A 25,276-nucleotide genomic window follows, 5' to 3' on the forward strand; every position below is an offset into this window, starting at 1 on the left:
CCGCTTGCCGTAAGCAAGCGGGGTGCGTGTTAATTCTTTAAGACTGCGTTTTTAATATTATCCTGGAGCTGTTGAATCCGTTTCGCTCCGTCTTCTCTGATACGTCTGTTCTCTTCCTCGATCTGTTTTGTTTCCTGCATACCGCTGACAATCGTATTCCAAGACGTTTCGATCGTCTCAATGTCAATGCTCGGACGGCCTGCCATACGGGCGATCTCCACGCTTTGGTTTGAAATATTTTCAGCGTTGCGCTTCAGCATTTCATTCGTGCGGCGGTCCAGTTCGCTCATTGAATCAGCCACAAGCTTTTGGCGTTTGACGGTGACAGCCTGAATGATGCCGTTTTTGAAAATCGGAATCGTAATGACGAATGCGGAATTGATTTTCCCGATGAGCTTCGTATTCCCGCGCTGAAGGAGGCGGATCTGCGGTGCCGTTTGCAGCGCCACCATCCGCGCCATATCTAAATCATACACACGTTCCTCAAGCGCTTGAAGCCCGTCGCGCAGCGTATCGAGCTGCATTTGCGCAAGCTGGTTCCCGCCGGCCGCTTTTTCTTCATAAGAAGGAATGAGCGCCTGCATTTCCTCAAGCTTCATCTGCCCGGCAACGACATATTTTTCAAGCTCCATGTAGTAGTTAATGTTGTTTTCGTACATCTCTTCAAGTGTATGGTTCGTCTTTGCCATTTCATCTTTGTATTTCGAAATTTCAACATGGATTTTTTCAATTTCTCCGCCCAGGGTGCGGTACTTCTGAAAGATCTTTTCAATCATGCTGTTGCCGCGTTTGAACATTTTAGCGAGAAAACCTTTTGGTTCATCGAAATCATTTTTGTCGAAACGGTCCATGATTTTTCCGAGCTGCGTCAGCATTGTGCCTGAATCTGTGACACTTGTTGTTTTCATCATATTTAAGATGCGGTCGGAAAACTTCGAGATCTCAACTGCCGGTTCTTTTCCGTACTCCAGCAGTTCCATTTGGTTTTTCACGTCAATCTGCTGCGCAATGCGCTGCACCTCAGGGTCTTGGCGCAGCTGCAACCTGATGTCATCTGCTTTTTGTTCAGAAATCTCTTCATTTTTATCAAGAACAAGCGGATTTTGATTTTCTGTCATGTTTATTTACTCTCCCTGCTTTTGCGTAATGGTTCTAAACAGCTTTCTTACGAGTGACGGCTCTTTATATTCCTGCCGAAACACCATGTCCTCCAGCCAATGGACATCGAATTGGCTTTCTTCTATATAATGCTCGATGTCTTGATGCCCCGGCGGATTATACAAGATGATATCAACGCCGAATTTATTTAAAAACAAAAGAGCGGCTGCGTCCGAACGTGTGAGTTCGCCATTTTGTTCGGTATGATATAAAACGAGTTTCGGAACGGTTTGGGCGTAATCAAATGTCTGAATCAATTGCAGCAGCGAGGCGGGCAGGTTCGTCGCCTGGCGGAACAAATAGATAGCAGCATCCCTTGCCTGCTCCCCGGGCAAAGCCTTCAGTCCGGGGTTTCTGCACATGTCAGAAATCACATTGGCGATCGCGCTCTGCACACCTGAAGGCAGATGCTTGTACTGCCAGATGTTGCTCCTTTTCAGCCTGTCCGCGTCAATCGCTCCTTCTTCGTTCAAAACCTGACTGTAGTGATACTGGTAGTTGGCTTTCAGCTCTTCCGTAAACGGAAAACTGCGGATCATATGTGTCTCCTGATAGTCCGCGGCGGTATGGAGTCTGTTCCAATATTCCTTCGTATCTTTGGAAACCCCCATCACCTTCGCAAAAAGGTTCGGAACGGCCACCCGCTCCCTGTCCGCTTTAAATTGCGGCCGGATAAACGCCCGCTCCTTCGCAATGAGAAATAACTCATCATACGTCGTTTTTAAGGTTACGGACTGCGGGGTGTGCTCCCTGAACTGCCAAGGCTTATACATCATGGATTCCTCATGGTTCAGCACATGCTCAATTTCTTTCGTTGACCGGTAGGCCGTCGTGGACGTTCTGTCCGGCTTTTCTTTCGGAAAAGGCTGAAGGCCGCCTGTTGCGGGGAGCTTTATCACAAGACTGAGCTCCTCATCCGGATCAATCATGCTGAACGGATCTTCCGCTGACGGATGAAACAATAGGACATCACAGCCGATCAGCATAAGATAATAGAGAAAATAGAGCTGGCTTTTGGTAGCGTCTCCATACCACACCACCTTCGGCATCTCACGCTCTATATCGGCTTGTTCGAGCCATGGATTCAGGTGGTTCAGCGAAAACTTTGACACATCTAAGAGCACACGCCGGAAATCGGGATGATTCAGCCCGTTTTCATGCCGGTCCGCAAAAGTTTCCAAAAGCGTCATAAACGCGGTTCTCAGCCGGCGGTGCATAAGCGGATCAGCATGTTTGGCAAGCAGCCTGCCCCCGTCGAGAAACGCGACAAATCTGGAAACAGAAAGGCCTTTTTCCTTTTGATTGACCGAATGAATGTGCTGCAGCGCCTGAAACGTTTCCGGCGCGATGGTCTTATCCAGTGTCTCGCTCAACACATGAATGTTTTCATGAGAAGACAGCTCGAAAAGCTTATTGTAGTACTCCGTCTCATCATAAGGAGTGCCTAGAATCCGGACGGCTAGACGGGTAAACGCCAGCCCGTTTTCCCGCTCGTAACCGGGGCGTTCCGGAAGCGTCTGCATCAGAAACGTTTCCCAGTCATCGTTTTCCGGCTCGGCTTTTCGGATCACCAATTCTTCCTGCCTCATGATCTTCCTCCTTTCTCTTCATGATAATCGGTACAAAAAAGGAAGGAAATGAACTCTCCCTCCTTTTTTGGTTTTATTCTTCTTTAGATGCAGCCGTCTGCTCCTGAACCTGCTTTTGTTTGTTGAAATAGTGGATGATAAACGTCACCACAAACGCAGCGATGATGATTCCGAAGAACACCACGTGCGGCATTTCATAATCAAAAGCGCTCGCCGCCATTTTCACGGCGATAATCCCGATCAGCACGAAAGCTGTGTTTTCAAGCTCAGGGATTTTATCAATTAAAACAAGGAATACTTTTGCGACTGTACGCATCATGAGAATACCGAGCATACCGCCGATCAAAAGCACCCACACTTTTTCCGATACCGCAAACGCGGCCAAAATGCTGTCCACAGAGAAAGCAAGATCCATCAGTTCCACTGAAACGACAGTGGCCCAGAAAATCCCGAACGTACGGACCATCCATGAATTTTTCTTCATGCCTTCCGTATCGTCATCACCTTCTCCGATCCAGAAATGCTTAATGACGAGCCAAGCCAGGTACAGCGCGCCAAGCACTTTGATCCACCAGAACTTAATGAGCAGCATTCCGATTCCGATAAAGATAAAACGGAAAATATATGCTCCGAACAATCCGTACGTTAATGCTTTCTTCCGCTGTTTTTCCGGCAGATGCCTTACCATAACCGCAAGCACTAACGCATTGTCGGCCGACAGCAGCCCTTCCAGCAGAACCAGAGAACCGATCAGCCCCCATGATACAGGGTCAGTCAGCACCTCACCCCACATTTTCCAATCAAAAAAGGAAGCGTAGGTCGACATAATATGATGTAGAAAATCCAAGTTTTTTCCTCCTATTTAGTAAAACGGTAATTTCCTGCTTACACCTGCAAGCCGTAATTCCGGCAAAGTGATGCCAGACCGCCGGAAAACCCGCTGCCGATGGCGTTAAATTTCCACTCAGCCCCATGGCGGTAAAGCTCACAAACGACAACCGCCGTTTCAATCGAGAAGTCTTCCCCTAAATCGAAACGAAGCAGTTCATTCTGGCTGTTTTCATCGACGACGCGCACGAACGCGTTGGAAACTTGTCCGAAATTTTGGCCGCGCGCTTCCGCATCATGAATCGTGACGGTAATACCGATCTTTTCAATATTTGCGGGTATTTTTGAGAAGTCGACGATAATTTGTTCATCGTCTCCCTCGCCCTCGCCCGTCCGGTTGTCTCCCGTATGGATGACGCCGCCGCTCGGGTGTTCCAGGTTATTGTAGAAAACAAAATCAAGATCATTTACACAGTTGTCATGGGCATCGACCAGAAAAGCCGACGCGTCAAGGTCAAAGTCATGCCCTCCGGAGTACTTGTTCGTATCCCAGCCTAAGCCGATCACCGCTTTTGTAAGGCCGGGGTTCGTTTTTGTCAGATCAACACGCTGTCCTTTCGCCAATTGAATAGCCATGTGCCGTCTCTCCCTTCTGTGTTTGATATGGTTCAGCCGATTTGCAGACCGTAATCTGTCGCAATACGGGCCAGTCCGCCTTGATAGCCTGATCCGATCGCGGAAAATTTCCATTCGCCGTTATGTCTGTAAAGCTCCCCTGCGATAATGGCTGTTTCAATTGAGAAATCTTCAGCCAGATCATAGCGAATCAGCTCTTCATTTGTTTCTTCATTGACAATGCGCACAAACGCGTTGGAAACTTGTCCGAAGTTTTGGCCGCGCGCTTCCGCTTCATGAATCGTGATGACGAATGAAATTTTGTCAATAGCGGCAGGCACTGCGCTCAGGTTGACTCTTACGCTTTCATCATCGCCCTCGCCCTGGCCTGTCAGGTTGTCGCCTGAATGTGCGACAGAGCCGTTTCCGCCTTCAAGCTGATTGTAGAAAATGAAATCATCGGGCGACGCGCATCTTCCTGCTTCATTTAATAGAAAGACGCTGGAATCTAAATCAAAATCATGTCCGCCGTCGTATTTGTTTGTATCCCAGCCAAGGCCGACAACGACTTTAGTAAGCCCCGGATTTGTTTTAGTCAAATCTACTTTTTGTCCTTTTGCCAATGAAATTGCCATGTGTGCACTCTCCTTTTTTTTCGTTTAGGCGTATCGGTTAACGATATCGCCGATTTTCGTATCGTTTGTGCCTTCACCTACCGCGGCGAATTTCCACTCGCCGTCCTCGCGGTAGATTTCAGCCGCGATCAGGCTCGTTCTGCCTGAATAGTTATCTCTTAAATTGTAAGTCACCAATTCTTCGCGGTTAGCCTGATCAACGACGCGGATGAACGCGTTTTGAATCATGCCGAAGTCCTGTTTTCGTCTGACGCAGTCGTAAATATTGACGACAAACACAAGCTTATTAATCTGAGCGGGCACTTTCGCCAAATCGATGAGAATTTGTTCATCATCGCCGTCGCCTTCTCCCGTCAGGTTGTCACCCGTGTGTACGACACCGCCGCATCGGCTTTTCAGATTGCCGAAATAGACGACATTTTTACTGTCTGTCATTTTATCATTTTCAAGCATCAGTACGGAAGCGTCACAGTCGATATTGGCACCGCCTCCGCCGAACAGTTTTCCGAAAAAGCCTCCGGATGATACAGGGTCCCAGCCGAGTCCGACCAGCAGTTTTGACAGGCCGGCTTTTCCTTTTGTTAAATCAATCCGCTGGCCTTTTTGTAAAGAGATCGCCATATGATTCACTCCTATTCTGTAAGGGTGCCGCTAAGCACGCCGCAAGTGCGCATTTTCACAAAATGTCGGGACATGAATCCCGGTATTTATTAAGATATACGTCTTTTATTATATCAAAGTTTCATAAAACATAAGAATTTTTGACGAAAATCGGCGAAAAATCACTTCCTATATTCTCCTTCGTTCCGGAGAGAATAGAAAAAACAAAGAAATTGACGGGGACTGAACATTTTTCCTATCCTTGTATCAAAACATGTCAGGAAAGGGGCAGACGAGTGATTGATTTAAGCATACTTGATCAGGCGCCAGTATCAAAAGGAAAAGGGCCGCACGAGACGCTCCGCCATTCCGCGGAGCTCGCCCGCCTCAGCGAAGGATGGGGCTATAAGCGGTACTGGTTTGCCGAGCATCACGGCACAAGAGGGCTCGCAAGCGTTTCGCCGGAAATTATGATCGCTCATACCGCCGCAGCCACAACGACTATCCGGGTCGGCTCAGGCGGCGTTCTGCTGCCGCAGTACAGCCCCTATAAAGTCGCGGAAACATTCCGCCAGCTTGAGGCGCTCCATCCGAACCGGATTGATCTTGGGGTCGGACGCTCACCGGGCGGCACGACGAAAATCCGGCTCGCCCTCACAGACGGGGTAAAGAAAAGCATGACCGAGTTCAACAGGCAGCTTCAGGATCTGTCATCCTTTTTGACAGATTCCGTCCCCTCGGACCATGCTTATGCCGGAATAAAAACAGCGCCTTTGATTGAAACAGCCCCGCAGCTTTGGGTGCTCGGCCTCGGGGAAAACAGCGCCAGGCGCACCGCTCTTCAGGGTGCGGGCTATGTCTTCGGCCATTTCATTAATCCGGAACGCGGGGAAAAAGCTTTTCAGATCTATCGGGACCATTTCCGGGCCTCCGCCCATTTCTCCGCTCCCGCCTCGCTCTGTGCCATTTTCGTCATATGCGCGGCTACGGATGAGAAAGCGGAAGAACTCGCGTTAAGCCAGGATTTATGGCTGCTTCGTGTCGGGAAAGGTGCCGACAGCCGCGTGCCGAGTGTGGAAGAAGCAAAGGCTTACCCGTATTCGCCGGAGGACCGTAAGCAGATTGAAGAAAACAGGAAGCGGATGGTGATCGGCTCTCCTGCCGCAGTCAAACGCCGTCTGCTTGAACTTTCCGAACGTTATCAGACAAAAGAGATGATGGTGCTGTGCAACGTCTTTGATTTCGAAGCCAAAAAAGAGTCATATGAACGTCTCGCTGATTTATTTCTGTAAAAAAAGCCGTCAAACGGAGCAGCAGATGAGCCTGCTGCACCGCTTAACGGCGGTTTTTTCGTTCTTTTCCTTTTTTAAACGCATTCCAAATCCCCTGCAGCGTAAAGCCGAGCAGAAGCAGAATGATTAACAGTAAAGTGATTGACGGCCCCGGAGGCGTTCCGAGCTGGTATGAAGACGTCAGCCCCGTGAATACACTGAACAAAGAAATGGCAATGGCTGCCGTAAACACCCATTTAAATCCTTTGGCGATACGGATCGCAAAAGCCGCGGGCAATACGAGGAGCGCGGAAACAAGCAGCACGCCGATAATCGGAATAATGACCGAAATCGCAAGCCCCGTCACGATGCTGAAAGACATTGACAGAAGATTGGTGTTAATGCCGGATGTCTTCGCCGTCGCTTCATCAAAGGTAAGCAGATAGAGCGGCCTGTTTAAAATAATGAAATAAAGCAGGATCAGCAGGGTAATTCCGCCGATAATATAGACTTGCTGCTGGCTGACCGTCACAAGCGATCCAAATAAATATTGATCGATGCTCATCGACGCGCCGCCTTTTGACAGGCTGATCAGAAACATCGCAAACGACAGCCCGGCCGCCATTAAGATTGCGATGGATACCTCAGAATATGTACGATATGCCCGCCGCATATATTCGATGCCGATGGCCCCGATCGTGACGACAACGATGCTCGCCGCCGTAATATTGGTACTGAGAAAAAAACCGATGGCGACGCCCGACAATGAAATATGAGACAGCGTATCCGCCATCAGCGCCTGTCTTCTCAGCACGAGATATACGCCTAATATCGGCGCCATAATTCCGATCATGCTTCCCGCTAGAAAAGCTCGTCGCATGAATTCCAAGTCAAACATTTCCATCCGCCTTTTTCCCCCCTCTCAAGCCGTATGACTTTATCCAAATACTGCTGTACTTCGTTTTGTTCGTGTGTCACCATGACGACGGTGCGGTTGTGATTTTTCACCTGATGGTGCATAAATTCGTAGAACCCCTGTCTGCTTTCATAATCAACCGCTGTTGTCGGCTCATCAAGCATCAGCAGATCCGGATTGCTCGCAAGCATTCTCGCAATGCAGATTTTCTGCTTCTGTCCGCCGGATAAGTCGCCGATTTTCCGATTGCGGAAATCCCACATCTCCACCATCTTCAGCGCGTTTTCCACTTCGTGGTGATCCGTTTCGTTCAATCGTTTAAACCATTTCCCCTTCGTATAACGGCCGGATTGCACAAGCTCAAGGACCGTGCTCGGGAACCCCGCGTTAAATGAAGAAATCTGCTGCGGAACATAGCCGATTGTCAGGCGTTTTCCGGCTGCGTTTTTTTTACTGATCTCGGCCGTTCCTTCCCAAGGTCTGAGCATGCCGAGCATGACTTTCATGAGCGTCGATTTTGACGCGCCGTTCGGCCCTGTAATGCCGACGAATTCGCCGCTTTTGATTTCCAGCGACACGCCGTCAAGCACCGGTGTATGCGAATAACCAAAAACGATATCTTTTAATGTAACGAGATTCATGCTGACCTTCCTTTCCCGCATAGAAATAGTGTGCACCCTGCGGCGCACACTATGTTATTTAACCAATAGCGAATCTTTCAGTGCATCGAGGTTTCTCTCCATAATGTCGATATATCCGATGCCTTTATCCCGTTCTTTTTGGCTTAAACCTTCCAGTGTATTGAGCACTTCCGTTTTCGCGCCGATTTCACCGGCAAGTGTATCTGCAACTTTAGGCGATGCGACTTCTTCAAAGTAGATGATCTTCACATCATGCTGTTTGGCAAACGTTTTGAGATCTGCCAGTTTGGCCGCACTCGGCTCTTCTTCAGGAGAAAGGCCTGCAATCGCGACCTGTTTCAAGCCGTACTCTTTAGCGAGATAGCTGAACGCCGCATGCTGTGTGATCAATTCTTTTTTCGCCGCTTTATTTAATGTTGTACGGTATAGTTTATCAAGATCCTTCAGTTTTGCAATATATTCTTTACTATTTTTCTCATAGTATGCCTTATTCTTCGGGTCCTGTTTTACGATCTGCTCCGTAATGGTTTTGACCTCTTTTTGCGCAAGAACCGGGCTCAGCCAGACGTGAGGGTCCATGCTGCGGTCATGACCGCCGTGTTCATGCTCTTCTTCCTCTTCATCCGAGCCTTTGAGCAGGTCAATTCCTTTTGACGCCTTTACAAACTTCGCATGATTAGAACTCATGCTTTTTTCCGCTGACGGAACCCATGTCTCCATATATTCGCTGTTGTATACGAAAAGATCGGCGTTTTGAATGCCGGCGATATCCTTCGGCGTCGGCTCCCAATCATGGGGTTCGACCGAAGACGGGATGAGAATGTCTACATCGCCTTTGTCTTTTACAATTTGTTTTGTGAATTCGTACATAGGATAAAAGGTCGTCACGACGTGCAGTTTGCCGTTTTTCGAAGAACCTGACGAACCTTTTGAAGATGAATTGCCGCAGCCCGCCGCGATTAAAAAGCATGCCGCAATGACGATGATTCCGCTCCATTTTTTAAACAAGCCGTTTCCCCCTGTTCTGCAAATCAGAATGATGACGATTTCCGAATCGTACTTTCTCGCTCATTTGTTACCTTTACCATAATAAAACGAAGTAATTACGTTTTGCAAGATATTTTTTCTAAATTGATATTCGATTTACCTATAAAGCCCCCGTCAGGTAAGGACAGGGGGGTCTAACTCTTAGCAGGCCAGCAGATAGACTCTTGTTTCATAAGGGCGGAATGTGATGCGGGATTCCGCGCCGCCGCCATTTTCATAGTTGCTGAGAAGAAGCTCGGCGCTTTCAGGTTTGGAGCCATCCGGCCAATAAAAAACGGCTTCTTCTTTCGATACGTTGCTGATGGAGATGAGTTTTTGTCCGTTTGCCTGTCTTTCATACACAAACAGCTGCGGGTCATCAGGAAGCAGCAGCGTGTAGCTGCCTTTTATGACATCAGCATACTGTTTTCGCAGGCGGATCAGTTTTTTGTAAAAGTTCAATACAGAATCGGGATCATCCTGAGCCTCGGCTGCATTGACGGTTTTGTAATTGGGATTGACCTTCAGCCACGGTTCTCCCTTTGTAAACCCGGCATTCTTGCTGCCGTCCCACTGCATCGGTGTACGGGCATGGTCACGGCTTTTCGCCATAATGGACGCCATGACTTCTTCTCTGTCACAGCCCTTTTCAAATACCCTTTTGTGATACATATTGACGGTCTGAATATCCTGATAGTCCTCAATCCTGTCAAACGGGGCGTTTGTCATGCCGAGTTCTTCTCCCTGATAAATGTATGGCGTGCCTTTCATGAAATAAAGCAGGGCGGCAAGCATTTTGGCTGATGCCTTTCGGTATTTGCCTTCGTCTCCGAAGCGGGATACGATCCGGGGCTGGTCATGATTGCACCAATACAGCGTATTCCAGCCCTGATGTTCAAGTGTTTTCTGCCAGTCTGTAAGCACTTTCTTCAAATCGGCCAGCTCAAGCGGCTTTACATCCCAATGCTCTTGGCCCGGCTTCTGGTCAAGCTCCATATGCTGAAAATGAAAAATCATATTCAGCTCATGCTCATCGGTTCCCGTATAAACGAGCCCCTCCTCAGGCGTCACTGATCCGGCCTCGCCGACCGACATCACGTCATATTTGGAAAATACCTCTTTCGTCATTTCTTTTAAATAATCATGTATCCGTGCTCCGTTTGGCCGGAAAGGCTTCGGATCGGCCCGGCGAGCGATATAATCTTCATACGGCGGCAAGTATTCTTTTTTGGACAGAAAATGGAGCTGGTCTATACGCAAGCCGTCCACGCCTTTATCGAGCCAGAATCTCATCATCTCGTACACGGATTGCCGCATTTCGGGATTTTCCCAATTCAGATCGGCTTGTTTGACGGCGTTCATATGCAGATAATATTCGCCCGTATGTTCTTCGTACTGCCAGACGGATTGTCCGTAAGCCGACACCCAATCGGTCGGCGGGCCGTCCGCGGTGCCCGGCCGCCAAATATAATAATCGCGGTATTTGCTGTCGGGATTCATTTCCGCCTCTTTGAACCAAGGATGCTCTGTGGATGTATGATTTAAGACGAAGTCCATCACAAGCTTTAATCCTCGGCTGCGGCATTCCGCAAGCAGATCGTGAAAATCCTCCATCGTTCCGTATGATTCCATAATCGCTTGGTGATCTGTCACATCGTAGCCGTTGTCAACGTTTGGCGACGGGTAAATCGGGCAGATCCATATCACATCGGCGCCAAGCTCTTTTATATAATCGAGACGCGCGATAATTCCCCGCAAGTCACCTATGCCGTCACCATTCGTGTCTTGAAAGCTCCGCGGGTAGATTTGGTAGACAACGGCGTCTTTCCACCAGTCATTCGGCATAAAGTCTAATCTCCTTTATTTTTAATAGATTATTTCCTTATTTTTATTAAATGTAAACAAGGTCTTCCCTATATTTCCAAACATGATATGACCACTTGAGTCACAGACCAAAAATAAAAAAATCCAATTATTACAAAATATGTTTACAACATTCTAAAAATTGGTTATTATTAGTTTATTCAAAATAATCAGTATTTAAATCAAATGAGAGGAAGGATACTAATGAAAGAGGAAGAGATCGAGAAAACCGAAATTGAAGGATTGTTTTTCCAAAAGAATCTATATACTTGTTCTCCTGATGAAAAATACTCTCACGTAATAGCAAGCGATGGGCCCGGGATTTCTGATATGGTTACTCATAGTAATCAATTCTCCTATCAACATTACGGCATTCACATAGCCCAGGTAGATAGATTAACTTTTTTTGGTGACAGAACACAAAAAATCATCGGTCATTTTGTTGATTGCAGAAAGGACTCACCAACACTTCATAAAAAAGTAGTACTTGAATATTATCCAGATCCTAAAAAAATGCTTTATATTGACAGAGGCATTGCACACACTTTTGATGGACTGGAAAATGTCTTAACTAGAGACGAGCCTATTTGGTATCTCTCAACTGGAAACATTCATTATAATATGGCAAATGACGTCGTCAATGTAGATAGAAATGAAAGCATTGAAAATTTCCCCATTTTAGAAGTGAACAAATATCCTATCCCAAAACAAGCCTATGAATTCGCTCTTAAAGTTCAACAACACAATATGAAAGATCTCCAAGAATTCCCTCATAGATTTCAAATTCAATTAGATGGCGAAATGCGCTATGTAAATTTAAAACCTAAAAAAAGAAGTGAGGTGTAGCATGAATACAATCGAAAAAACTAATATACAGGGACTGTATTGGAAAAAAAATTATTATGTAGGAACTGGAATCCGCAGTTATACTTTGGTGGCAAATGAGGGGCCGATTGTTACTGATGTATTCTTTTTTGAGGATGATACCCATTATAAAAACTTTTATTTGCATATTGGACAAATTGACAGATTCACTTTTATCGGAAACGAAAATCAAATGATAACAGCTGAATTTATTGATTGCAGAGAGAACTCCCCTACACTTCATCAAAAATTAACAATGGAATTCACACCTGACCCCCGAAAACATTTAGTTATAGAAAGAGGCATTGCAAAGAGATTCCTTGGATTGAAAAATACAACAATACGTTCCGAACCAATACTTTTTGCAACAAACGAAAATAATGGTTATATCGTAGGAAATGACCGCCTAATTTTTTCTGAAAATACAAATGCGGAGGAATTCCCTAAAGTAAATATCAATAAACTCCCTCTGCCCAAAGAGGCGTTGCAATTCCTGTTAAAAAAGGAGCAAGAAGTCCTGAAAACTGGTAAAACACCTCCATTTTCTTATAAAGCTTATATTGACGGGGAACTGAGACGAATACAAATGAAACCAACGGGAAATTGAAAGGGGGTGATATAAATGACAACTGTAATGGAAGATATATATACTTCCCTGCATGAGCTGGAAGATCTAGTAAACAAAATTGATAATCCTTTAGAAAAAGAAGGGCTAAAGGCATTCATCAATTGTATTACTCCTCAGCTTATGGATGAAGCCTCGATTGCATTGCTTGGAAAAATCGCTCAAACACCTTATGGCGCTGCCTCAATTGAAGCAAAAAGCGCTAAAGATTTACTGAAAGAAATAGGGGACAATTACGAAGTTACGATTGAGTAGAGTAATCGAGAAGAACTTAGCTGTCCTAAGTTCTTCTCTTTATTGTATTTAACATTATGGGAAAGGATTAAATCATGATTAAAAACAGAGCGTTTCTTTTCGTAGTCAGCAGTAATTTTATACACAAATTAACTGAAAATATATATGACCTTGTTCTCCCCTTGTTAATACTTTATTTCACGAACTCTCCAATATTAATGGGGGTTTGCTACGCTCTAGGTTTTCTGGCAGATTTTCTTGCAGCCTATTTTGGCGGCGCTGTTATTGATTCATATAATAGGAAAAAGGTACTTATCTTCATTTCAATATCGCAGGCATTCCTCATTTCTTTAATTCCGATCTTCCATGAATTGCAGATCCTAACAGCACCTCTTGTCTTATTCATTGCCTTTTTTATTGATCTGCTAATCGCAATGTATGGTTTAACTGACATATCTATCATTCCTGAAATCGTGAAAAAGAGTGATCTGCCCTCAGCTAATTCTTTTTCTCAGATCGCTTTATCAATAGCCACATCAATTGGCCCTTCAATAGCCGGTTTATCATTAACTATATTTGGATTGTTTAACAGCCTATGGTTTACATTTTTAGGTTTTTTAATCCTTATCTTCTCGCTTAAATTAATAAACTACTCAGATAAAGAGATAACAGCCGCTGCAACTCCTAAGGAAATTCTCAGGAAAAGTTTTGAAGGTCTTAAATATACCCTCTCGATTAAAGTTTACAAGCTGCTGACGTTATGGAACCTATTTATAAATTTAGGGTTAACAGGGGCGGTTCTTATGATTATGTTCAAACTAAAAGAAGAGCTTCATATCACGGAAACACAAATCGGTTTCATTTATACGCTAAGTGCTGCAGGCGGAATCATTAGCGGAGTTATTCTTCCCTACGTGCACCGTTTTTTCAAGTCAGCACATGCATTATTTATTTCAGCTTTCATGACTGCATTGTCTTTACTGATTCTTGCATACAGCGATCATTGGCTTATAATCGGGATTCTTAATTCCATTTTAATGGGGAGCATAGGTTTAAATTCCAGACTTGTAAGTTTGCTTTTTCAGACTCATGTCCCTGCTGACTATTTAGGACGCGTTTTTAGCGGTTCAAGGCTCATTTCAACATTACTGGCTCCCCTCAGCGTTTTAGCCGCAGGCTATTTTTCTCATAAGCTTGGCACTTTGCATGTGTTCCAAGCAGGCTCATTTATTATTATCTTGACAAATATTGTTTTTCTGTTTACTTCACTTCGAAACGAAGACTGGCGTCTCCTAAAAGAAGAAAGTGACATTAAAAATAAGAAATTAGTGTAATGTTCACTCCAGCTGAGACGGATAAAGCGTCATGCCTCCGTCGACGAAAAGTGTCGTTCCGGTCACGTAACTTGCTTCCTCCGACACCATCCATGCGGCGGCGGCTGCGACTTCTTCCGGTTTTCCGAAGGCGTTCATCGGAATTTTTTTCAGCTGGGCCTGTTTATGTGTTTCATCTTCCAGGTCCTTATTAGACTCCGTGGCGATCGTGCCGGGAGCGATGGCATTGACCCGGATGCCTTTGGATGCATAATTGAGCGCCATCGTTTCCGTCATCATTTTGATCCCGCCTTTGGATGCTGAGTACTGCACGTTTTCAGGGCGGGGTATTTGCTGATGGACGCTCGATATGTTTAAGACCGTTCCTTTTTTCCCGCGATCGAGCATATGTTTAAGGGCCGCTTTCGCCCCCAAAAAGGTGCCGGTCACGTTGACGTCGATGACCTTTTGCCAATCCTCCAGGCTCATTTCATGGGGCATCGCTTCGGCACCGTTAAAGCCGGAATTGTTGACCATCACGTCCACTCCGCCGAAATGCTCCTGTGCGGCATCAAACAGCGCCTGAATCTCATTCTCTGAGGATACATCGGCTTTTACGGTGACGGCTCTGCCTCCCGCTTTCTCAATCATGGCCGCTGTTTCATCTGCTCCGGCAGCATCACCGAGGTAGTTTACAACCACATTCATCCGCTCCTTGCCGAAGCGTTCGGCAATGGCTTTTCCGATTCCTTTCGAAGAACCTGTTACAATCGCCGTTTTTTCCTGTAAATCCTGATACATTGTCTCTTTTCCTCCCTGATGTTGATACAGGGCATGTACCCGGTTTTGATCGGCTGAAAACAGAAGGAATCATAAAAAGAACGATGAGACCGAAGCTCCACCGTTCATTTTCATTATGCGTAGTTGTTCATCTGCAGCCTTTTTTGCACGCCGACAAGCCGGCTGAAAAAATAAGATGCCGCTTTGTAGTTCCCCCGTTTATGAAAGAAATGGGCCGCATCCTGAAGCAGCTCCTCCGTGTCAGCCAACAGTTCCTTAGATTCCAGAATATCAAAATACTCTTTGAGCGAGTCCTGCCCGCCTTCCCCCTGATAAAGCTCTTTAATCAGACGGAATTTTGTCATATAGATCTCATCTTCCCACTCCGCCGCGCTTTTCATGCCCCGTGCGCAGCTGGCGGCGGCTTCACTGTATTTTTCCATTTTAAAGTATATATGTGTGAGTGAAAAAACAGCCTGAATGACCTGTTGGAAGCTGTGCGCTTCAAAGCCGGCAGCCGCACGTTCAAAGTCATCGGCCGCCTTGCAAAAGTCACCCAGACTGTACATACAGTGCCCGATATTATAATAGGCCGCAGCTATCATATATTGATCATCAAGCCGCTCCGCGTGCTCCAAGGCGCATTCGAGGTATTCCAGCGCTTTTTTATGCTGCTGGGCGTCCATCAAATTTCCGGCAATGATAAACTTGCACTGCACCCTTCTCATTCCGTATAATTCATATTTCTTGTAAATATCAAGCGCCTGTCCCGCGTAATTCATCGAAAAGAAAGTCTGCTTGATATGATAGTACACTTCAGAAATTTTATACAAAAACTCGGCTTTCTCTATGTCATCTTCCACATATTCAAGCTTTTCCTCAGCCCGTTTGTAATGAGAAATCGCTGAGATGAAGTTTTTCTGCTTAAATTCATACATTCCTCTGAAATAGTAAAAATAGTATTCCAGTAAACCGGTCAGCTTTTGCTGGTTCATCTCAATCTCAGTGAGCATTTCAGAGAACGGAGGCCGGCCGTCGCAGTCTTTCATGGGTTTTAATTTATCCAGCATGATGCGGTGCCGAAATTCCATCAATGAAAAATACAATAATAAGTCCTGGTTCTCTTCCATATCTTCGAGTTCATATTGAATCTCCCGCTTCAGCGCTTCAGCTTTATCGGCTTCAAACGCGCGGATCAGCTTATACCATTCATTCATCTTTACGGCTACTTCTTCAGATGGAATCTTGGATTTCATAGATTTGCCTCCTTCCTCCGGCTACTAATTATGTTATATTTTATCATAGCAAATTTATAACAGTGAGCAAACAAAGATTTTAACCAATTAAAGAAAGAGAGTATTCCGCCATGAGATTACCAGCCAGAATAGCGCTGCTTTTCATCCTCTTCTTTTCCGCAGACCTATGTTTTTCCTATGTGCAGAAAGAACTGAGGCTGCAAACGGCATTACAGGAAAGAGATATACCAAGCGATCTTCATCCGCTCGTTAAACAGAATGCGCAGTTATTGCAGACGGCCGCACTGAAAAAAGGCATCACCGTCGTTATCACAGAGGGTTTCAGATCAATTGAGGAACAAAACGAATTGTACCGTCAAGGACGTTCAAAAAAAGGAAACATCGTCACCTACGCAAAAGGCGGAGAATCATACCACAATTACGGCCTTGCCATCGACTTCGCCCTGCAGAAAAAGGATGGCAGCCTGATTTGGGATATGACGTATGACGGAAACCGAAACGGCACGCCCGATTGGCTTGAGGTCGTATCGATTGCCAAAACGCTCGGTTTTGATTGGGGAGGCGATTGGAGAGGCTTTAAAGATTATCCTCATTTACAAATGATCCCTGGCTAATAAAACCTTTTCTTTTTTCGCTTTTGCGCATCAATATACGGAGGATATACAGGCCTGTACACAAGCTTATACCCTTCACTGCCGGACGGCGTAAAATCGCGCTGCCATTCCAGCTGCAGATGGAAATCAGATAAAAAAGCTGCCTTTGCTTCTTCAAGGGTAACGGCCGGCACCGGATTGATCCGCTCCAGCTGCTCCGGATCAATATCAGGCGCCATGTAAGCTTCCACAAGCCCGGTTACGGGACTGACAATGATCCTCGCAGCGCCGAAACGGAGCGGAATATCCCGATACCATACGGAAAAATGGAAGCGGAACCGGCCCCTGCCGTCCGTCTTCAGCGGGTTCATTTTAAAAAACTCGTCCGCTCTCGGATAAAGCTTGTATAAAAACTGAAGTGCGACCTCCTCACACTCTTCTGCTGAATAAACGGCCGGGCCCGCATGCTCAATAAAAGATTTAAAGGCCGTCATTTTCCCTGTCTTTTTGTCTGTTTTCATCTTCATTGTATTTTTGTTGCTGCTTTCAAAATAGCTTTCTATACTCAAATCTTTCCGTTCCGGAACTGACCCTTTCCGCCATGTCGTTCCGATCTCATCTCCGAGGCCGCGGTGGCGCGTCTGAATCATATCCGCGGTAAACCCCATCAATTCATAGATGCTGGCTTCCCATTTATGTTTAAGCGCGGGAAGCGGTTTTGCCGGTTCGTTTCTGTCTTCGCAAAGCGGCTGATCCGGAACGATTTCATCTTCTCCGGCAGGATAGCTGTAGGACGGCAGGATCGGTTCATAGACGAGACGCGGCGTTTTCTCAAAATTGACAACGTCATAGACGAGACTGAATGACAGCCCGCTCATATAATGCGAGATCACTTTCTCCTGATCGACGAATGTTTCCGGGACGGGCGCTTCACCCTTATCCCCATAATAGATAAACTGCACGACGAAGCCGCTCTCGGTTACATCAACGAAAAAACCCGAATCGGGAAGCGGCCTGCCGAACACTTTTTTTGTATAGTTAAAACGGATGCACCCATTGCGTTCTTCCCTCGCCTGAAAAGTGAAGTTCATAAAAGTAAGCGGGCGGTGTCTGGCCGCAAACCGAAGAGCCGTCAGCTTTAATTCGGCATCTGACAGCTGAATGTCTGAATCCGGACGGTCATTGCGCGAATATGCAAGCAAAGATCCGTCGCCGCCCAGCTCAATCGTTACCGTTTTGTCCGGATGGTTGCGATCTTTCCATATATAATAGGCTCTCGTTTTTTGTTTTTCATCAAAATCTTCTATTTCAAGCTCATAGTGCGGCGGTATGTTCCCGATCTCCAGCGCTTTTTTTCTCAGATGTTCTTTCAGCAATGGGGTCATCCTTTCAGAAGAGTGTATAAAAAAGAACTGTTTTTTATTATATAAAAACGTCCTTATCCTTTTAAAGGGAAGAAAGTGCCTTTTATGTGTCTATTTTTAGCAAAGAGGGAAAACAGCCGTATTCAGAGCGGCTGTTTTTCATACAAATGGCACACTTCCTGCGAAAGCCCCGGGACGAACGCCTATGACCTTCAGCCTATTAAACTCATAATCGCTTCTCCCGTATGAGCCTCAATAAACCGCGGGAAAACCGGCTTGTATACGAGCCGGTACACATTTCTGCCGCTGTCGTCATCGTAACAACGATCCCAAGCGAGCTCGGCTTTGATATTCCGGCGGATCGCGTCCTTCGCCTCTTCCATTGTCAATGAAGGAACGGGATCGATATGATCAAGCTCTTTCGGATCAATTTCCGGCGGCATATATACAGTGACAAGACCCGTCTTTTTGCTGACACAGATTCTCCCCTCTCCGAATCGCAAATCAACGCCGCCCGAACAAGCCTTATATGTAAGTCCCACGTTTTCTCCTTCATCATCCGGTTCATCATATTGAACCCGGAAATACTGATCCGCTTCCGGAAACATGGCGAATAAAAAGCGGATGGCCATGTGATGGCATTCTTCCTCGGAAAACTCCGGTTCGCCTTCACTTTGTATAAATGACATTACCCCGGTGAGCCGGCCCGATTCTTTATCATACCTTGTTTTCAATACATGTTCATTCCGCTCTTTTAACAGACTTTCAAAGCTTTTATCTTCCCGTACGGATTTTGTTTTTTCAGGGCGCCACGCTATGCCGATACTGCCCTCTCCAAGATCGCTTTCCCTCTCTTTATAAAAACCGTCATGCAGCCCGATCATGTCATTGATGCTCATCTTTTCCGCTTCAGGTGCAGGGCGTGAAATCGGGACATACGGACGCGTGTCGTCTTCCAGCTCTTCACACTCTTCTAATTCTTCATTCTCTTCCTTCAGGTCAGCCGATATCGGCCGCGGCGGAGATACGATTTCATAGACGAGATGGGGCTTGTCATCCCCCTGCACATAGACGGACTGGTGCAGTACGGTGAACAATAGCTCTGCTTCTATTTGTTTGACAAAGTGATCCAATGCATCCCGCTTGTCCGCAATTGTCCCGGGTCTTAACAGCTCATCCGCCCTCCCATAATAAGAAAAACCGGTTACTTCCCCTGTCACAGCCAGGTCGACGTAAAACCCGGTCATCGGAAGCGGCAGACCGTCAGCCATCTGAACATAGGAATATCTCACATCACCCTCATTTACGGAGCTTTTTTTCTCCCATTCGAACTCAGCCAATGCCCTCGGACGGTGGGTTTCTGCAAACGCCCGCATCCGTTCTTCTATGTCCGATTCCGAAAGAGGCGGCAGATCAGTCCGAAAAGCCGGACGGGATAAGGATTTCAGTTTTCCGTCCCCGTCCAATTCGACCATGATGCCGGCTTCCGGATCATTCTTGTCTTCCCACCAAAACAGAACCTCATCTTCCTGGTATTCTTCCACCTTACTCTCGTAGCCTGCAGGTACGTTTCCGATTCTGAGAGCCAGCTGTTTCAATTCTTCTTTTTTCATCATAACACTTCCTTTTCTTCCAAAAAGATTAATGATTACCAAGACTCTTTTAAACAAATCTAGTATAATTAACCTGCCTTTCTTCATGACTATTGAATCAACCATTACAACAACAGGGGGTTAACCAGATGTCCATCAAAAAAATGAGCGCCGTGTTTTTCATTTTGCTTCTCACGGCATTTACTGCTGCATGCAGCAGCGAAACGAGCAGCGGCCAGGAAAGCGGCACGGCGAAAGTGAATATAAAAGATACGGCGTGGGCCGCTTCAGACGATACCGAACATCCGGCCGCACTTAAAGTAACGGTCACTGTCAAAAATACGGGCAAAGACCCGCTTACCGTCAAAAGCAGCGACTTCTCGCTTTACCAGGATGACGCGAAAACAGCGGCGGCCGATAAGGAAGACCAGATGCAGAGCGGCACGCTTCATGCGGGCAAGACAGTGACGGGCAATCTGTACTTCACGGCTGACGAAGGCAAATCATATGAATTGGTATATCAGCCGCAGGCAAAAGACGCGAAGCCTTTATCTTATAAACTGAAAGTCAAAGGCACAGCCTCAAACGCAAAACCTGAACCGACGGACGCATTATCCGCATACATTGATGTGATGCTGTACGGCAAGCACAATAAAGATTTCACCCGCCTGACCGGTGTAAATGAAAAAATGACGGCCGCCGCCTATCAGGAATCAGCGAAAGCCAGCTTTATCGCTTCAGCAGGCATTTCACAGGAGCAGGCGGATTCAAAAGCCATTTCCGCTATTATTGACGCCATGTCATCAGCGCTGCGGGATAATACAGAGCTCAAGGTGCATACCAAATCCATGTCAGGCAAAAAAGCCGTCCTTGAAGCCAATGTGACGCCGCTTGATATGTCTCCGCTTGCGGGCCGGCTGCAAGACCGCGTGCAAGACTATGCCGGAAAGCACCCCGATGCTGATGAAAACGAAATTGTCAGCCACCTGCTTTCTGTCTACCCAGAAGAGTTTATGCGCCTGAAACCGGCTTCTTCTTCAGTGACAAAAGAAATTGAAATGAAGAAAAACGCCCGCGGCCAGTGGTATCTGGATACAGATGCCGATCTGGAAGGATTGACGGAAGCGTTTTTGAAAACGTCCTGACAACAAGAAAGGAAATAGCGCAGGCTATTTCCTTTTTTTATTTTCACTTAAAGATGTCACTGATATATTGAACTTCGTCCTCGGTTAACTGCACATCAAGCGCGTCCAGATTGTGTTTCAGCTGGTCGGGGCGTTTGGCTCCGGGAATGATCGCATCCACCGCAGGCTGCGACAGAAGCCACGCGAGTGCGATATGCGCTGTCTGCACGCCTTTTTCTTCAGCAACGGCCCGCATCTTATCCACTCTCTCCAGGTTTTGGTGAAAAGCTTCTCCCTGAAACGGCGGCCTGTTCTTTCGGCTGTCCTCAAAGACTGTGTCTTTTGTAAACTTTCCCGTCAGCAAGCCGGAAGCAAGCGGAAAATAAGGAATAAAGGAAATGCCGTTCTTTTCACAGTAAGGCAGCAGATCGCGCTCCGCCTCACGCTGAATCAGTGAATATTCCGACTGAAAAACCTCTAAATAGCCGTCCGCGTTAAACTCCTGCAGTTGTCCGAAGCTGAGATTGGACGCGCCGATTGCTCTGATTTTCCCTTCGTCCTTCAGTTCTTTTAACGTACCCGCCACCTCGGACAGCGGTGTTTTTCCGTCAGGGAAGTGAACGTAGTACAGATCAATCACATCTGTTTTCAGCCGCTTCAGGCTTTTTTCCGCCTCACTTCGAAGAAATTCACGGCTGTTGTCCAGTTCGATCTGCCCGTTGACTTCTTTGTGCGCGCCCTTTGACGCAATGACGAGGCTGTCCCGCACGCCGCGCTCTGCGACAACTTCACCGATTAACTCTTCTGAACGCCCCAAACCGTATATAAACGCCGTATCAATAAAATTGACGCCGCCATCCAATGCTGTGCGGATGAGTTCTTTTCCCGTTTCATCATTGAGATTAGGAAACAGATTATGTCCTCCGACCGCATTTGCGCCAAAACCGATACGCTTTACCCGTAAATCCGTCCTGCCCAGCGTACGTGTTTCCTCCATGGCTCAGATCCCCTTCCTTTTATACCTCTGTTTAGTATTAGATAGACAGTAAGAATTATCCTGCCTGAGAGCCTATCTACAGAAAAAACCTTGAAAAGCGTTTGCCCTTCAAGGTTTTTTTGCCGTGTATTAAGATGTCAGAGCTGCGGCGAAGCGTTCGGCTTCATCCGTGAGAGCACCCTCGATTTCCTTATAGCGGCTGGAAATCGTTGAGGCGCTGACGCCGTACTTCTTCGCCAGCTTCGCTTGAGAAACGGACGCGCCGTTCAGAGAAATGCTGTTCACATAATATTCGACCGCCGCCGCGAAAGCTTCCGGCTTTCTGATCGTCGGTGCTTTTTTGACACAGAACGTTTTCCACAGATCAATAACGGCCGGAACCAGCTCAGCCGGGTATTCATCCCCGCTCAGGCCTTTTTCAATGGCGTCTGCCGTTTCCTTCTCCATGTCGTTGGCCCACTCTGTCTGTTTTTCTTCAGCAGCCTGCTCAGGCTCTTCCGCAGTTCCTAAAAGAGCGGCCAGCACAGTGTCGAAGTTTTCCTCCATAAAGCGCTCAGGCGATTTTCCTTCTGCAAGGGCCGGGGCCGCCGCTTTTTTCACTTTGCTGATCAAAGCTTCGGTCCGCTTCACAGGGAAGATCGTAAATTGCATGAAGAACTCCGCTTTTTCCGCTTCGTGGATCGGATAGCCGAGAATCAGGCTTCCCTCCGGCGGAAGATCCTGCTGGCTGACGTCCATTTCCACTTTGAATTGTTTTTTCGTCATCACATCTTCAAAGTGAATCATTCCTTCTTTCACATCTTCAAGCACCATAACCGCTGGTGTCATGCTTTTCCATGATTCAACGATTTCTCGTGTTTTCGGACGGTTGATGCCGCCGGCTTTTTTCTGAAGGTATTCTTCAAAAATCGTCTTGCCGCCTGCCAGCGGTCGGAAGAAAATGCCCCAGATGCCGAGGTTGAAGACTCCGATGTCTTTTGTCTGTCTGTCCAGCTCCGCAATGAACTCGTGCTGGTTAATAAATGATGATATGCCGTCTCTATGTGCTGTAAAGGCGTACTCCATTAGGCTTTCCTGAATCTGTTTCGCTTCTTTTGCCGCGATGTCTGCCGGAATGGCAGCTGCTTTACTTCCGCAGCATTTTTTATATTTCTTCCCGCTGCCGCATGGGCAAGGGGCATTTCTTTTCACTTTTCCCACAATAAACCCTCCGAATTCTGATATAACTTTATTATTTTAACAAAAATAACTTCAGAGGGCTTGGTTTACGGCTAAAAAAGAATTTGGAAGAAAAAAAGGCCCCGGGAGATTCTCTTTCTCCGGGGCTTTGAAACGGTTAATTTGTATTTTGTCCGCCGCCGTTCAGACCTTCTTTAATCAGCCCGTTTACTTGGCTGTTCATTAAAAGTCCGATGTGCCCGACACCGTGAATCTGCACGTTTTTCCCGCCGATCAGCCGTGACAGCGGGTTCATGACGATTAAGTCCGCTGAGCTGTAAATCGATGTATACAAAATCTTTTGGTTCGGATCAGTTCCCGGAAGCGCTCTGTTGGTCACAAGACCGTTCGCTCCGCCGAGTGTGACGACGTTTGCGATTTTGTCCCCGCCGTCAAGATTTTTAATGTAATAGAGCGTGTTGGCGCCGCCCATGCTGTGCGCGACGATATCGACTTTTTTCGCGCCCGTTTCGCTGAGCACTTTTTTCACGTAATTTGACAGTCTCGGTGCATTGTGTCTGTTGTTTCCGGTTTTGTCCAGAAAATCAATGGCGTACATCTCATTTCTTGACCAGCCTTGGGATGCCAAGTACGTTTTGATTCCCGCGAAATTAAAGGACGCCCCGCCGATTCCGTGGACCATGACAACCGGGTTATGCTCTGAGGAGGCTTTCGATACGGTCGGCTGGAAGGCAAATACGGAAATGACGGACAGCATGCAGACTGTAAGAATCGCTAGGATTTTGCTTTTGATTTGTTTCATGAACTTTCCTCCTGTTATGTAATTTTTTGCAATTTTCATTCTATTAGAGAAGAAAAGGAAAAAATAGAGTATTTTTTCCTGTTTTCAACAATTGAAAAAGAGGCGGAAAAATGAGAAAGACGCCCCTTTCCCGAAAGCACACTTATACTTTAATACGGCAAACAAAAAAAGGAGAGAACACCTGGTTCTCTTCTCCTAGTACTCATTGAAATAGGTTTGAATCCGCTTAGGGTCATGCGTTTTTGTCAGCGCGAGCATCAGCAGAATCCGCGCTTTTTGAGGGTTGAGAGAGTTTGAAGCTGTCAGATGGTCTTTTTCATACTCTCGATTAGGTGTTACCGCCCCGTTTCCCGTCCTTGTGGAGCGGACAACCGCCAGCCCGCTTTTGACCGACTTTACGGCGCCTTTTTGCGCCGCATCAGACATTGAGCCGTTTCCCGGGCCTGCAAAAATAATGCCTTGCGCTCCTGATTTTGCGGCGGCTTCAAAGAGATAGCTTCCGTCATTTTGATAGCCGTATATAATATCGACCTGCGGCAGTTTATCAAGTTTATCGATCTGGAAATCTGTATCTTTCGTATGCTTTCGGGTCATGATGTTATTAAAATAGATGTCATCAGCAATCGTACCGATATAACCCATTTCTTCCGATTTGAATGTGTCGGTCGCGGTTGTATTGGTTTTTGTCACATATCGCGCCGAAGCGATTCTGTCATTTAATACGACAAGCGTCCCCTTGCCTTTCGCATCAGGCGCAGCCGCGGTTTTTACCGCGTTATATAAGTTGGACGGCCCGTCAGCTCCGATCGCCGTGGACGGCCTCATTGACCCGGCGACCACGACGGGTTTGTCACTTTTGACCGTCAGATTGAGAAAATAGGCAGTTTCCTCAAGTGTGTCTGTTCCATGTGTAATGACAATGCCGTCTGTATCATCAGACTTGAGCAGCTTGTTTACCCGTTTTGAAAGTTTCAGCAGGGTCTCGTTATTCATATTCTGGCTGCCGATATTCACAATCTGTTCTCCGCTGACATGCGCGATCTCCTTCATCTCCGGGACTGCCTGAATCAGGGCATCAACTCCGATCGCCCCTGCGGTGTACTCCGTGGCGGACGTCTTTGAAGGAGCAGCGCCTGCAATTGTGCCGCCGGTGGCAAGAATTTTAATATTCGGCAGTCCGTCTTTTTTTGCTGAGGCTGAGGCTGCCATCTGGTGCGGTGTTTCTTTCGCCTGAGGAGATTGGGAGCAGCCGGCCGCTATGAAGAATAGAGCCGTGATAAATGTAATGAATGGCATGAATTGTTTTTTCATTCTTTTCTCTCCTTTTCTTTATTTATGAAGATTTCCCTCTCATCGGTCAACGCGCTTGTCAGGCAATCTTCCGAAGAAAATAACTGTAAAAACCCTTGAC

General features: G+C 46.6%; 25 protein-coding genes. 7 read left to right on the forward strand and 18 right to left on the reverse strand.

The window, feature by feature from the left end; translation table 11 throughout:
• Positions 1–29 precede the first annotated feature (29 nt).
• The 6 genes from Y79_RS0105785 to Y79_RS0105810 all read right to left on the reverse strand — a co-directional run bounded on the left by Y79_RS0105785 (position 30) and on the right by Y79_RS0105810 (position 5,446).
• The gene (locus Y79_RS0105785; protein ID WP_016936832.1) at positions 30–1,118 is read right to left on the reverse strand and encodes a toxic anion resistance protein; all 1,089 of its coding nucleotides are present in this window, start codon (positions 1,116–1,118) and stop codon (positions 30–32) included.
• A gap of 6 nt (positions 1,119–1,124) precedes the next feature.
• Complete coding sequence (locus Y79_RS0105790; protein WP_016936833.1) at positions 1,125–2,747, reverse strand: YceG family protein; 1,623 nt, start codon at positions 2,745–2,747, stop codon at positions 1,125–1,127.
• A gap of 73 nt (positions 2,748–2,820) precedes the next feature.
• On the reverse strand, positions 2,821–3,594 hold the full coding sequence (locus Y79_RS0105795; RefSeq protein WP_003156644.1) for a TerC family protein: 774 nt from the start codon (positions 3,592–3,594) through the stop codon (positions 2,821–2,823).
• Positions 3,595–3,632: 38 nt separating this feature from the next.
• Positions 3,633–4,211: a TerD family protein gene (locus Y79_RS0105800; protein WP_003156645.1), complete on the reverse strand. Its 579-nt coding sequence runs from the start codon at positions 4,209–4,211 to the stop codon at positions 3,633–3,635.
• A gap of 32 nt (positions 4,212–4,243) precedes the next feature.
• Positions 4,244–4,825: a TerD family protein gene (locus tag Y79_RS0105805; RefSeq protein ID WP_016936834.1), complete on the reverse strand. Its 582-nt coding sequence runs from the start codon at positions 4,823–4,825 to the stop codon at positions 4,244–4,246.
• A 24-nt stretch (positions 4,826–4,849) separates the two neighbouring features.
• On the reverse strand, positions 4,850–5,446 hold the full coding sequence (locus tag Y79_RS0105810) for a TerD family protein (RefSeq protein ID WP_016936835.1): 597 nt from the start codon (positions 5,444–5,446) through the stop codon (positions 4,850–4,852).
• 275 nt (positions 5,447–5,721) lie between these two features.
• Between Y79_RS0105810 and Y79_RS0105815 the strand changes: the two genes are divergently transcribed.
• Positions 5,722–6,717, forward strand: a complete 996-nt coding sequence (locus Y79_RS0105815) for an LLM class flavin-dependent oxidoreductase (RefSeq protein ID WP_016936836.1) — start codon at positions 5,722–5,724, stop codon at positions 6,715–6,717.
• 43 nt (positions 6,718–6,760) lie between these two features.
• Here the strand turns inward: Y79_RS0105815 and Y79_RS0105820 are convergent, their stop codons facing one another.
• The 4 genes from Y79_RS0105820 to Y79_RS0105835 all read right to left on the reverse strand — a co-directional run bounded on the left by Y79_RS0105820 (position 6,761) and on the right by Y79_RS0105835 (position 11,124).
• Positions 6,761–7,600, reverse strand: a complete 840-nt coding sequence (locus Y79_RS0105820; protein WP_016936837.1) for a metal ABC transporter permease — start codon at positions 7,598–7,600, stop codon at positions 6,761–6,763.
• Entirely contained in the window at positions 7,558–8,253 is a 696-nt protein-coding gene (locus Y79_RS0105825; RefSeq protein WP_016936838.1) for a metal ABC transporter ATP-binding protein, read from the reverse strand. The genes Y79_RS0105820 and Y79_RS0105825 overlap by 43 nt, the downstream gene beginning before the upstream one ends.
• Before the next feature lie 54 nt (positions 8,254–8,307).
• Complete coding sequence (locus Y79_RS0105830; RefSeq protein WP_016936839.1) at positions 8,308–9,261, reverse strand: metal ABC transporter substrate-binding protein; 954 nt, start codon at positions 9,259–9,261, stop codon at positions 8,308–8,310.
• Positions 9,262–9,441: 180 nt separating this feature from the next.
• The gene (locus Y79_RS0105835; protein WP_016936840.1) at positions 9,442–11,124 is read right to left on the reverse strand and encodes a glycoside hydrolase family 13 protein; all 1,683 of its coding nucleotides are present in this window, start codon (positions 11,122–11,124) and stop codon (positions 9,442–9,444) included.
• Between the two features lie 222 nt (positions 11,125–11,346).
• Here Y79_RS0105835 and Y79_RS0105840 point away from each other — a divergent pair, with 222 nt between their 5' ends.
• The 4 genes from Y79_RS0105840 to Y79_RS0105855 all read left to right on the forward strand — a co-directional run bounded on the left by Y79_RS0105840 (position 11,347) and on the right by Y79_RS0105855 (position 14,199).
• Entirely contained in the window at positions 11,347–11,988 is a 642-nt protein-coding gene (locus tag Y79_RS0105840) for a dTDP-4-dehydrorhamnose 3,5-epimerase family protein (protein WP_029575242.1), read from the forward strand.
• A 1-nt stretch (position 11,989) separates the two neighbouring features.
• Positions 11,990–12,613: a dTDP-4-dehydrorhamnose 3,5-epimerase gene (locus Y79_RS0105845; RefSeq protein ID WP_029575243.1), complete on the forward strand. Its 624-nt coding sequence runs from the start codon at positions 11,990–11,992 to the stop codon at positions 12,611–12,613.
• A gap of 15 nt (positions 12,614–12,628) precedes the next feature.
• Complete coding sequence (locus Y79_RS0105850) at positions 12,629–12,886, forward strand: hypothetical protein (protein ID WP_016936841.1); 258 nt, start codon at positions 12,629–12,631, stop codon at positions 12,884–12,886.
• A 74-nt stretch (positions 12,887–12,960) separates the two neighbouring features.
• A complete protein-coding gene (locus tag Y79_RS0105855) occupies positions 12,961–14,199 on the forward strand; it encodes an MFS transporter (protein WP_016936842.1) in 1,239 nt (412 codons plus the stop codon).
• A gap of 3 nt (positions 14,200–14,202) precedes the next feature.
• Here Y79_RS0105855 and Y79_RS0105860 read toward each other — a convergent pair whose 3' ends face one another.
• Together Y79_RS0105860 and Y79_RS0105865 are read right to left on the reverse strand one after the other, a co-directional pair.
• Positions 14,203–14,979: a glucose 1-dehydrogenase gene (locus Y79_RS0105860; RefSeq protein WP_016936843.1), complete on the reverse strand. Its 777-nt coding sequence runs from the start codon at positions 14,977–14,979 to the stop codon at positions 14,203–14,205.
• A gap of 113 nt (positions 14,980–15,092) precedes the next feature.
• Positions 15,093–16,214: a response regulator aspartate phosphatase gene (locus Y79_RS0105865; protein WP_016936844.1), complete on the reverse strand. Its 1,122-nt coding sequence runs from the start codon at positions 16,212–16,214 to the stop codon at positions 15,093–15,095.
• Between the two features lie 110 nt (positions 16,215–16,324).
• Between Y79_RS0105865 and Y79_RS0105870 the strand changes: the two genes are divergently transcribed.
• On the forward strand, positions 16,325–16,828 hold the full coding sequence (locus Y79_RS0105870) for a M15 family metallopeptidase (protein WP_016936845.1): 504 nt from the start codon (positions 16,325–16,327) through the stop codon (positions 16,826–16,828).
• Here the strand turns inward: Y79_RS0105870 and Y79_RS0105875 are convergent.
• Both Y79_RS0105875 and Y79_RS0105880 read right to left on the reverse strand, forming a co-directional pair.
• Positions 16,825–18,183, reverse strand: coding sequence for a YcdB/YcdC domain-containing protein (locus tag Y79_RS0105875; protein ID WP_016936846.1), 1,359 nt, complete (start codon positions 18,181–18,183; stop codon positions 16,825–16,827). The genes Y79_RS0105870 and Y79_RS0105875 overlap by 4 nt on opposite strands.
• A gap of 200 nt (positions 18,184–18,383) precedes the next feature.
• Complete coding sequence (locus Y79_RS0105880) at positions 18,384–19,784, reverse strand: YcdB/YcdC domain-containing protein (RefSeq protein WP_016936847.1); 1,401 nt, start codon at positions 19,782–19,784, stop codon at positions 18,384–18,386.
• Between the two features lie 128 nt (positions 19,785–19,912).
• Here Y79_RS0105880 and Y79_RS0105885 point away from each other — a divergent pair, with 128 nt between their 5' ends.
• Positions 19,913–20,908: a DUF5105 domain-containing protein gene (locus Y79_RS0105885; RefSeq protein WP_016936848.1), complete on the forward strand. Its 996-nt coding sequence runs from the start codon at positions 19,913–19,915 to the stop codon at positions 20,906–20,908.
• Between the two features lie 43 nt (positions 20,909–20,951).
• Here the strand turns inward: Y79_RS0105885 and Y79_RS0105890 are convergent, their stop codons facing one another.
• The 4 genes from Y79_RS0105890 to Y79_RS0105905 form a co-directional block, all read right to left on the reverse strand.
• Complete coding sequence (locus Y79_RS0105890; protein WP_016936849.1) at positions 20,952–21,884, reverse strand: aldo/keto reductase; 933 nt, start codon at positions 21,882–21,884, stop codon at positions 20,952–20,954.
• A gap of 129 nt (positions 21,885–22,013) precedes the next feature.
• Complete coding sequence (locus Y79_RS0105895) at positions 22,014–23,084, reverse strand: helix-turn-helix domain-containing protein (protein WP_016936850.1); 1,071 nt, start codon at positions 23,082–23,084, stop codon at positions 22,014–22,016.
• Positions 23,085–23,220: 136 nt separating this feature from the next.
• Entirely contained in the window at positions 23,221–23,865 is a 645-nt protein-coding gene (locus tag Y79_RS0105900; protein WP_016936851.1) for a lipase EstA, read from the reverse strand.
• Positions 23,866–24,060: 195 nt separating this feature from the next.
• The gene (locus Y79_RS0105905; RefSeq protein ID WP_016936852.1) at positions 24,061–25,176 is read right to left on the reverse strand and encodes a type II asparaginase; all 1,116 of its coding nucleotides are present in this window, start codon (positions 25,174–25,176) and stop codon (positions 24,061–24,063) included.
• Positions 25,177–25,276: the final 100 nt, after the last annotated feature.

The organism is Bacillus siamensis KCTC 13613 (genome assembly GCF_000262045.1).
GTDB classification, from domain to species: Bacteria; Bacillota; Bacilli; order Bacillales; family Bacillaceae; genus Bacillus; species Bacillus siamensis.

Excerpts from the sequence above, each read along its gene's own strand:
- Y79_RS0105785 (WP_016936832.1), bottom strand. The coding sequence starts at position 1,118 with ATGACAGAAAATCAAAATCCGCTTGTTCTTGATAAAAATGAAGAGATT.
- Y79_RS0105790 (WP_016936833.1), bottom strand. The coding sequence starts at position 2,747 with ATGAGGCAGGAAGAATTGGTGATCCGAAAAGCCGAGCCGGAAAACGAT.
- Y79_RS0105800 (WP_003156645.1), bottom strand. The coding sequence starts at position 4,211 with ATGGCTATTCAATTGGCGAAAGGACAGCGTGTTGATCTGACAAAAACG.
- Y79_RS0105805 (WP_016936834.1), bottom strand. The coding sequence starts at position 4,825 with ATGGCAATTTCATTGGCAAAAGGACAAAAAGTAGATTTGACTAAAACA.
- Y79_RS0105810 (WP_016936835.1), bottom strand. The coding sequence starts at position 5,446 with ATGGCGATCTCTTTACAAAAAGGCCAGCGGATTGATTTAACAAAAGGA.
- Y79_RS0105820 (WP_016936837.1), bottom strand. The coding sequence starts at position 7,600 with ATGGAAATGTTTGACTTGGAATTCATGCGACGAGCTTTTCTAGCGGGA.
- Y79_RS0105825 (WP_016936838.1), bottom strand. The coding sequence starts at position 8,253 with ATGAATCTCGTTACATTAAAAGATATCGTTTTTGGTTATTCGCATACA.
- Y79_RS0105835 (WP_016936840.1), bottom strand. The coding sequence starts at position 11,124 with ATGCCGAATGACTGGTGGAAAGACGCCGTTGTCTACCAAATCTACCCG.
- Y79_RS0105840 (WP_029575242.1), top strand. The coding sequence starts at position 11,347 with ATGAAAGAGGAAGAGATCGAGAAAACCGAAATTGAAGGATTGTTTTTC.
- Y79_RS0105845 (WP_029575243.1), top strand. The coding sequence starts at position 11,990 with ATGAATACAATCGAAAAAACTAATATACAGGGACTGTATTGGAAAAAA.
- Y79_RS0105850 (WP_016936841.1), top strand. The coding sequence starts at position 12,629 with ATGACAACTGTAATGGAAGATATATATACTTCCCTGCATGAGCTGGAA.
- Y79_RS0105855 (WP_016936842.1), top strand. The coding sequence starts at position 12,961 with ATGATTAAAAACAGAGCGTTTCTTTTCGTAGTCAGCAGTAATTTTATA.
- Y79_RS0105860 (WP_016936843.1), bottom strand. The coding sequence starts at position 14,979 with ATGTATCAGGATTTACAGGAAAAAACGGCGATTGTAACAGGTTCTTCG.
- Y79_RS0105865 (WP_016936844.1), bottom strand. The coding sequence starts at position 16,214 with ATGAAATCCAAGATTCCATCTGAAGAAGTAGCCGTAAAGATGAATGAA.
- Y79_RS0105870 (WP_016936845.1), top strand. The coding sequence starts at position 16,325 with ATGAGATTACCAGCCAGAATAGCGCTGCTTTTCATCCTCTTCTTTTCC.
- Y79_RS0105880 (WP_016936847.1), bottom strand. The coding sequence starts at position 19,784 with ATGAAAAAAGAAGAATTGAAACAGCTGGCTCTCAGAATCGGAAACGTA.
- Y79_RS0105885 (WP_016936848.1), top strand. The coding sequence starts at position 19,913 with ATGTCCATCAAAAAAATGAGCGCCGTGTTTTTCATTTTGCTTCTCACG.
- Y79_RS0105890 (WP_016936849.1), bottom strand. The coding sequence starts at position 21,884 with ATGGAGGAAACACGTACGCTGGGCAGGACGGATTTACGGGTAAAGCGT.
- Y79_RS0105900 (WP_016936851.1), bottom strand. The coding sequence starts at position 23,865 with ATGAAACAAATCAAAAGCAAAATCCTAGCGATTCTTACAGTCTGCATG.
- Y79_RS0105905 (WP_016936852.1), bottom strand. The coding sequence starts at position 25,176 with ATGAAAAAACAATTCATGCCATTCATTACATTTATCACGGCTCTATTC.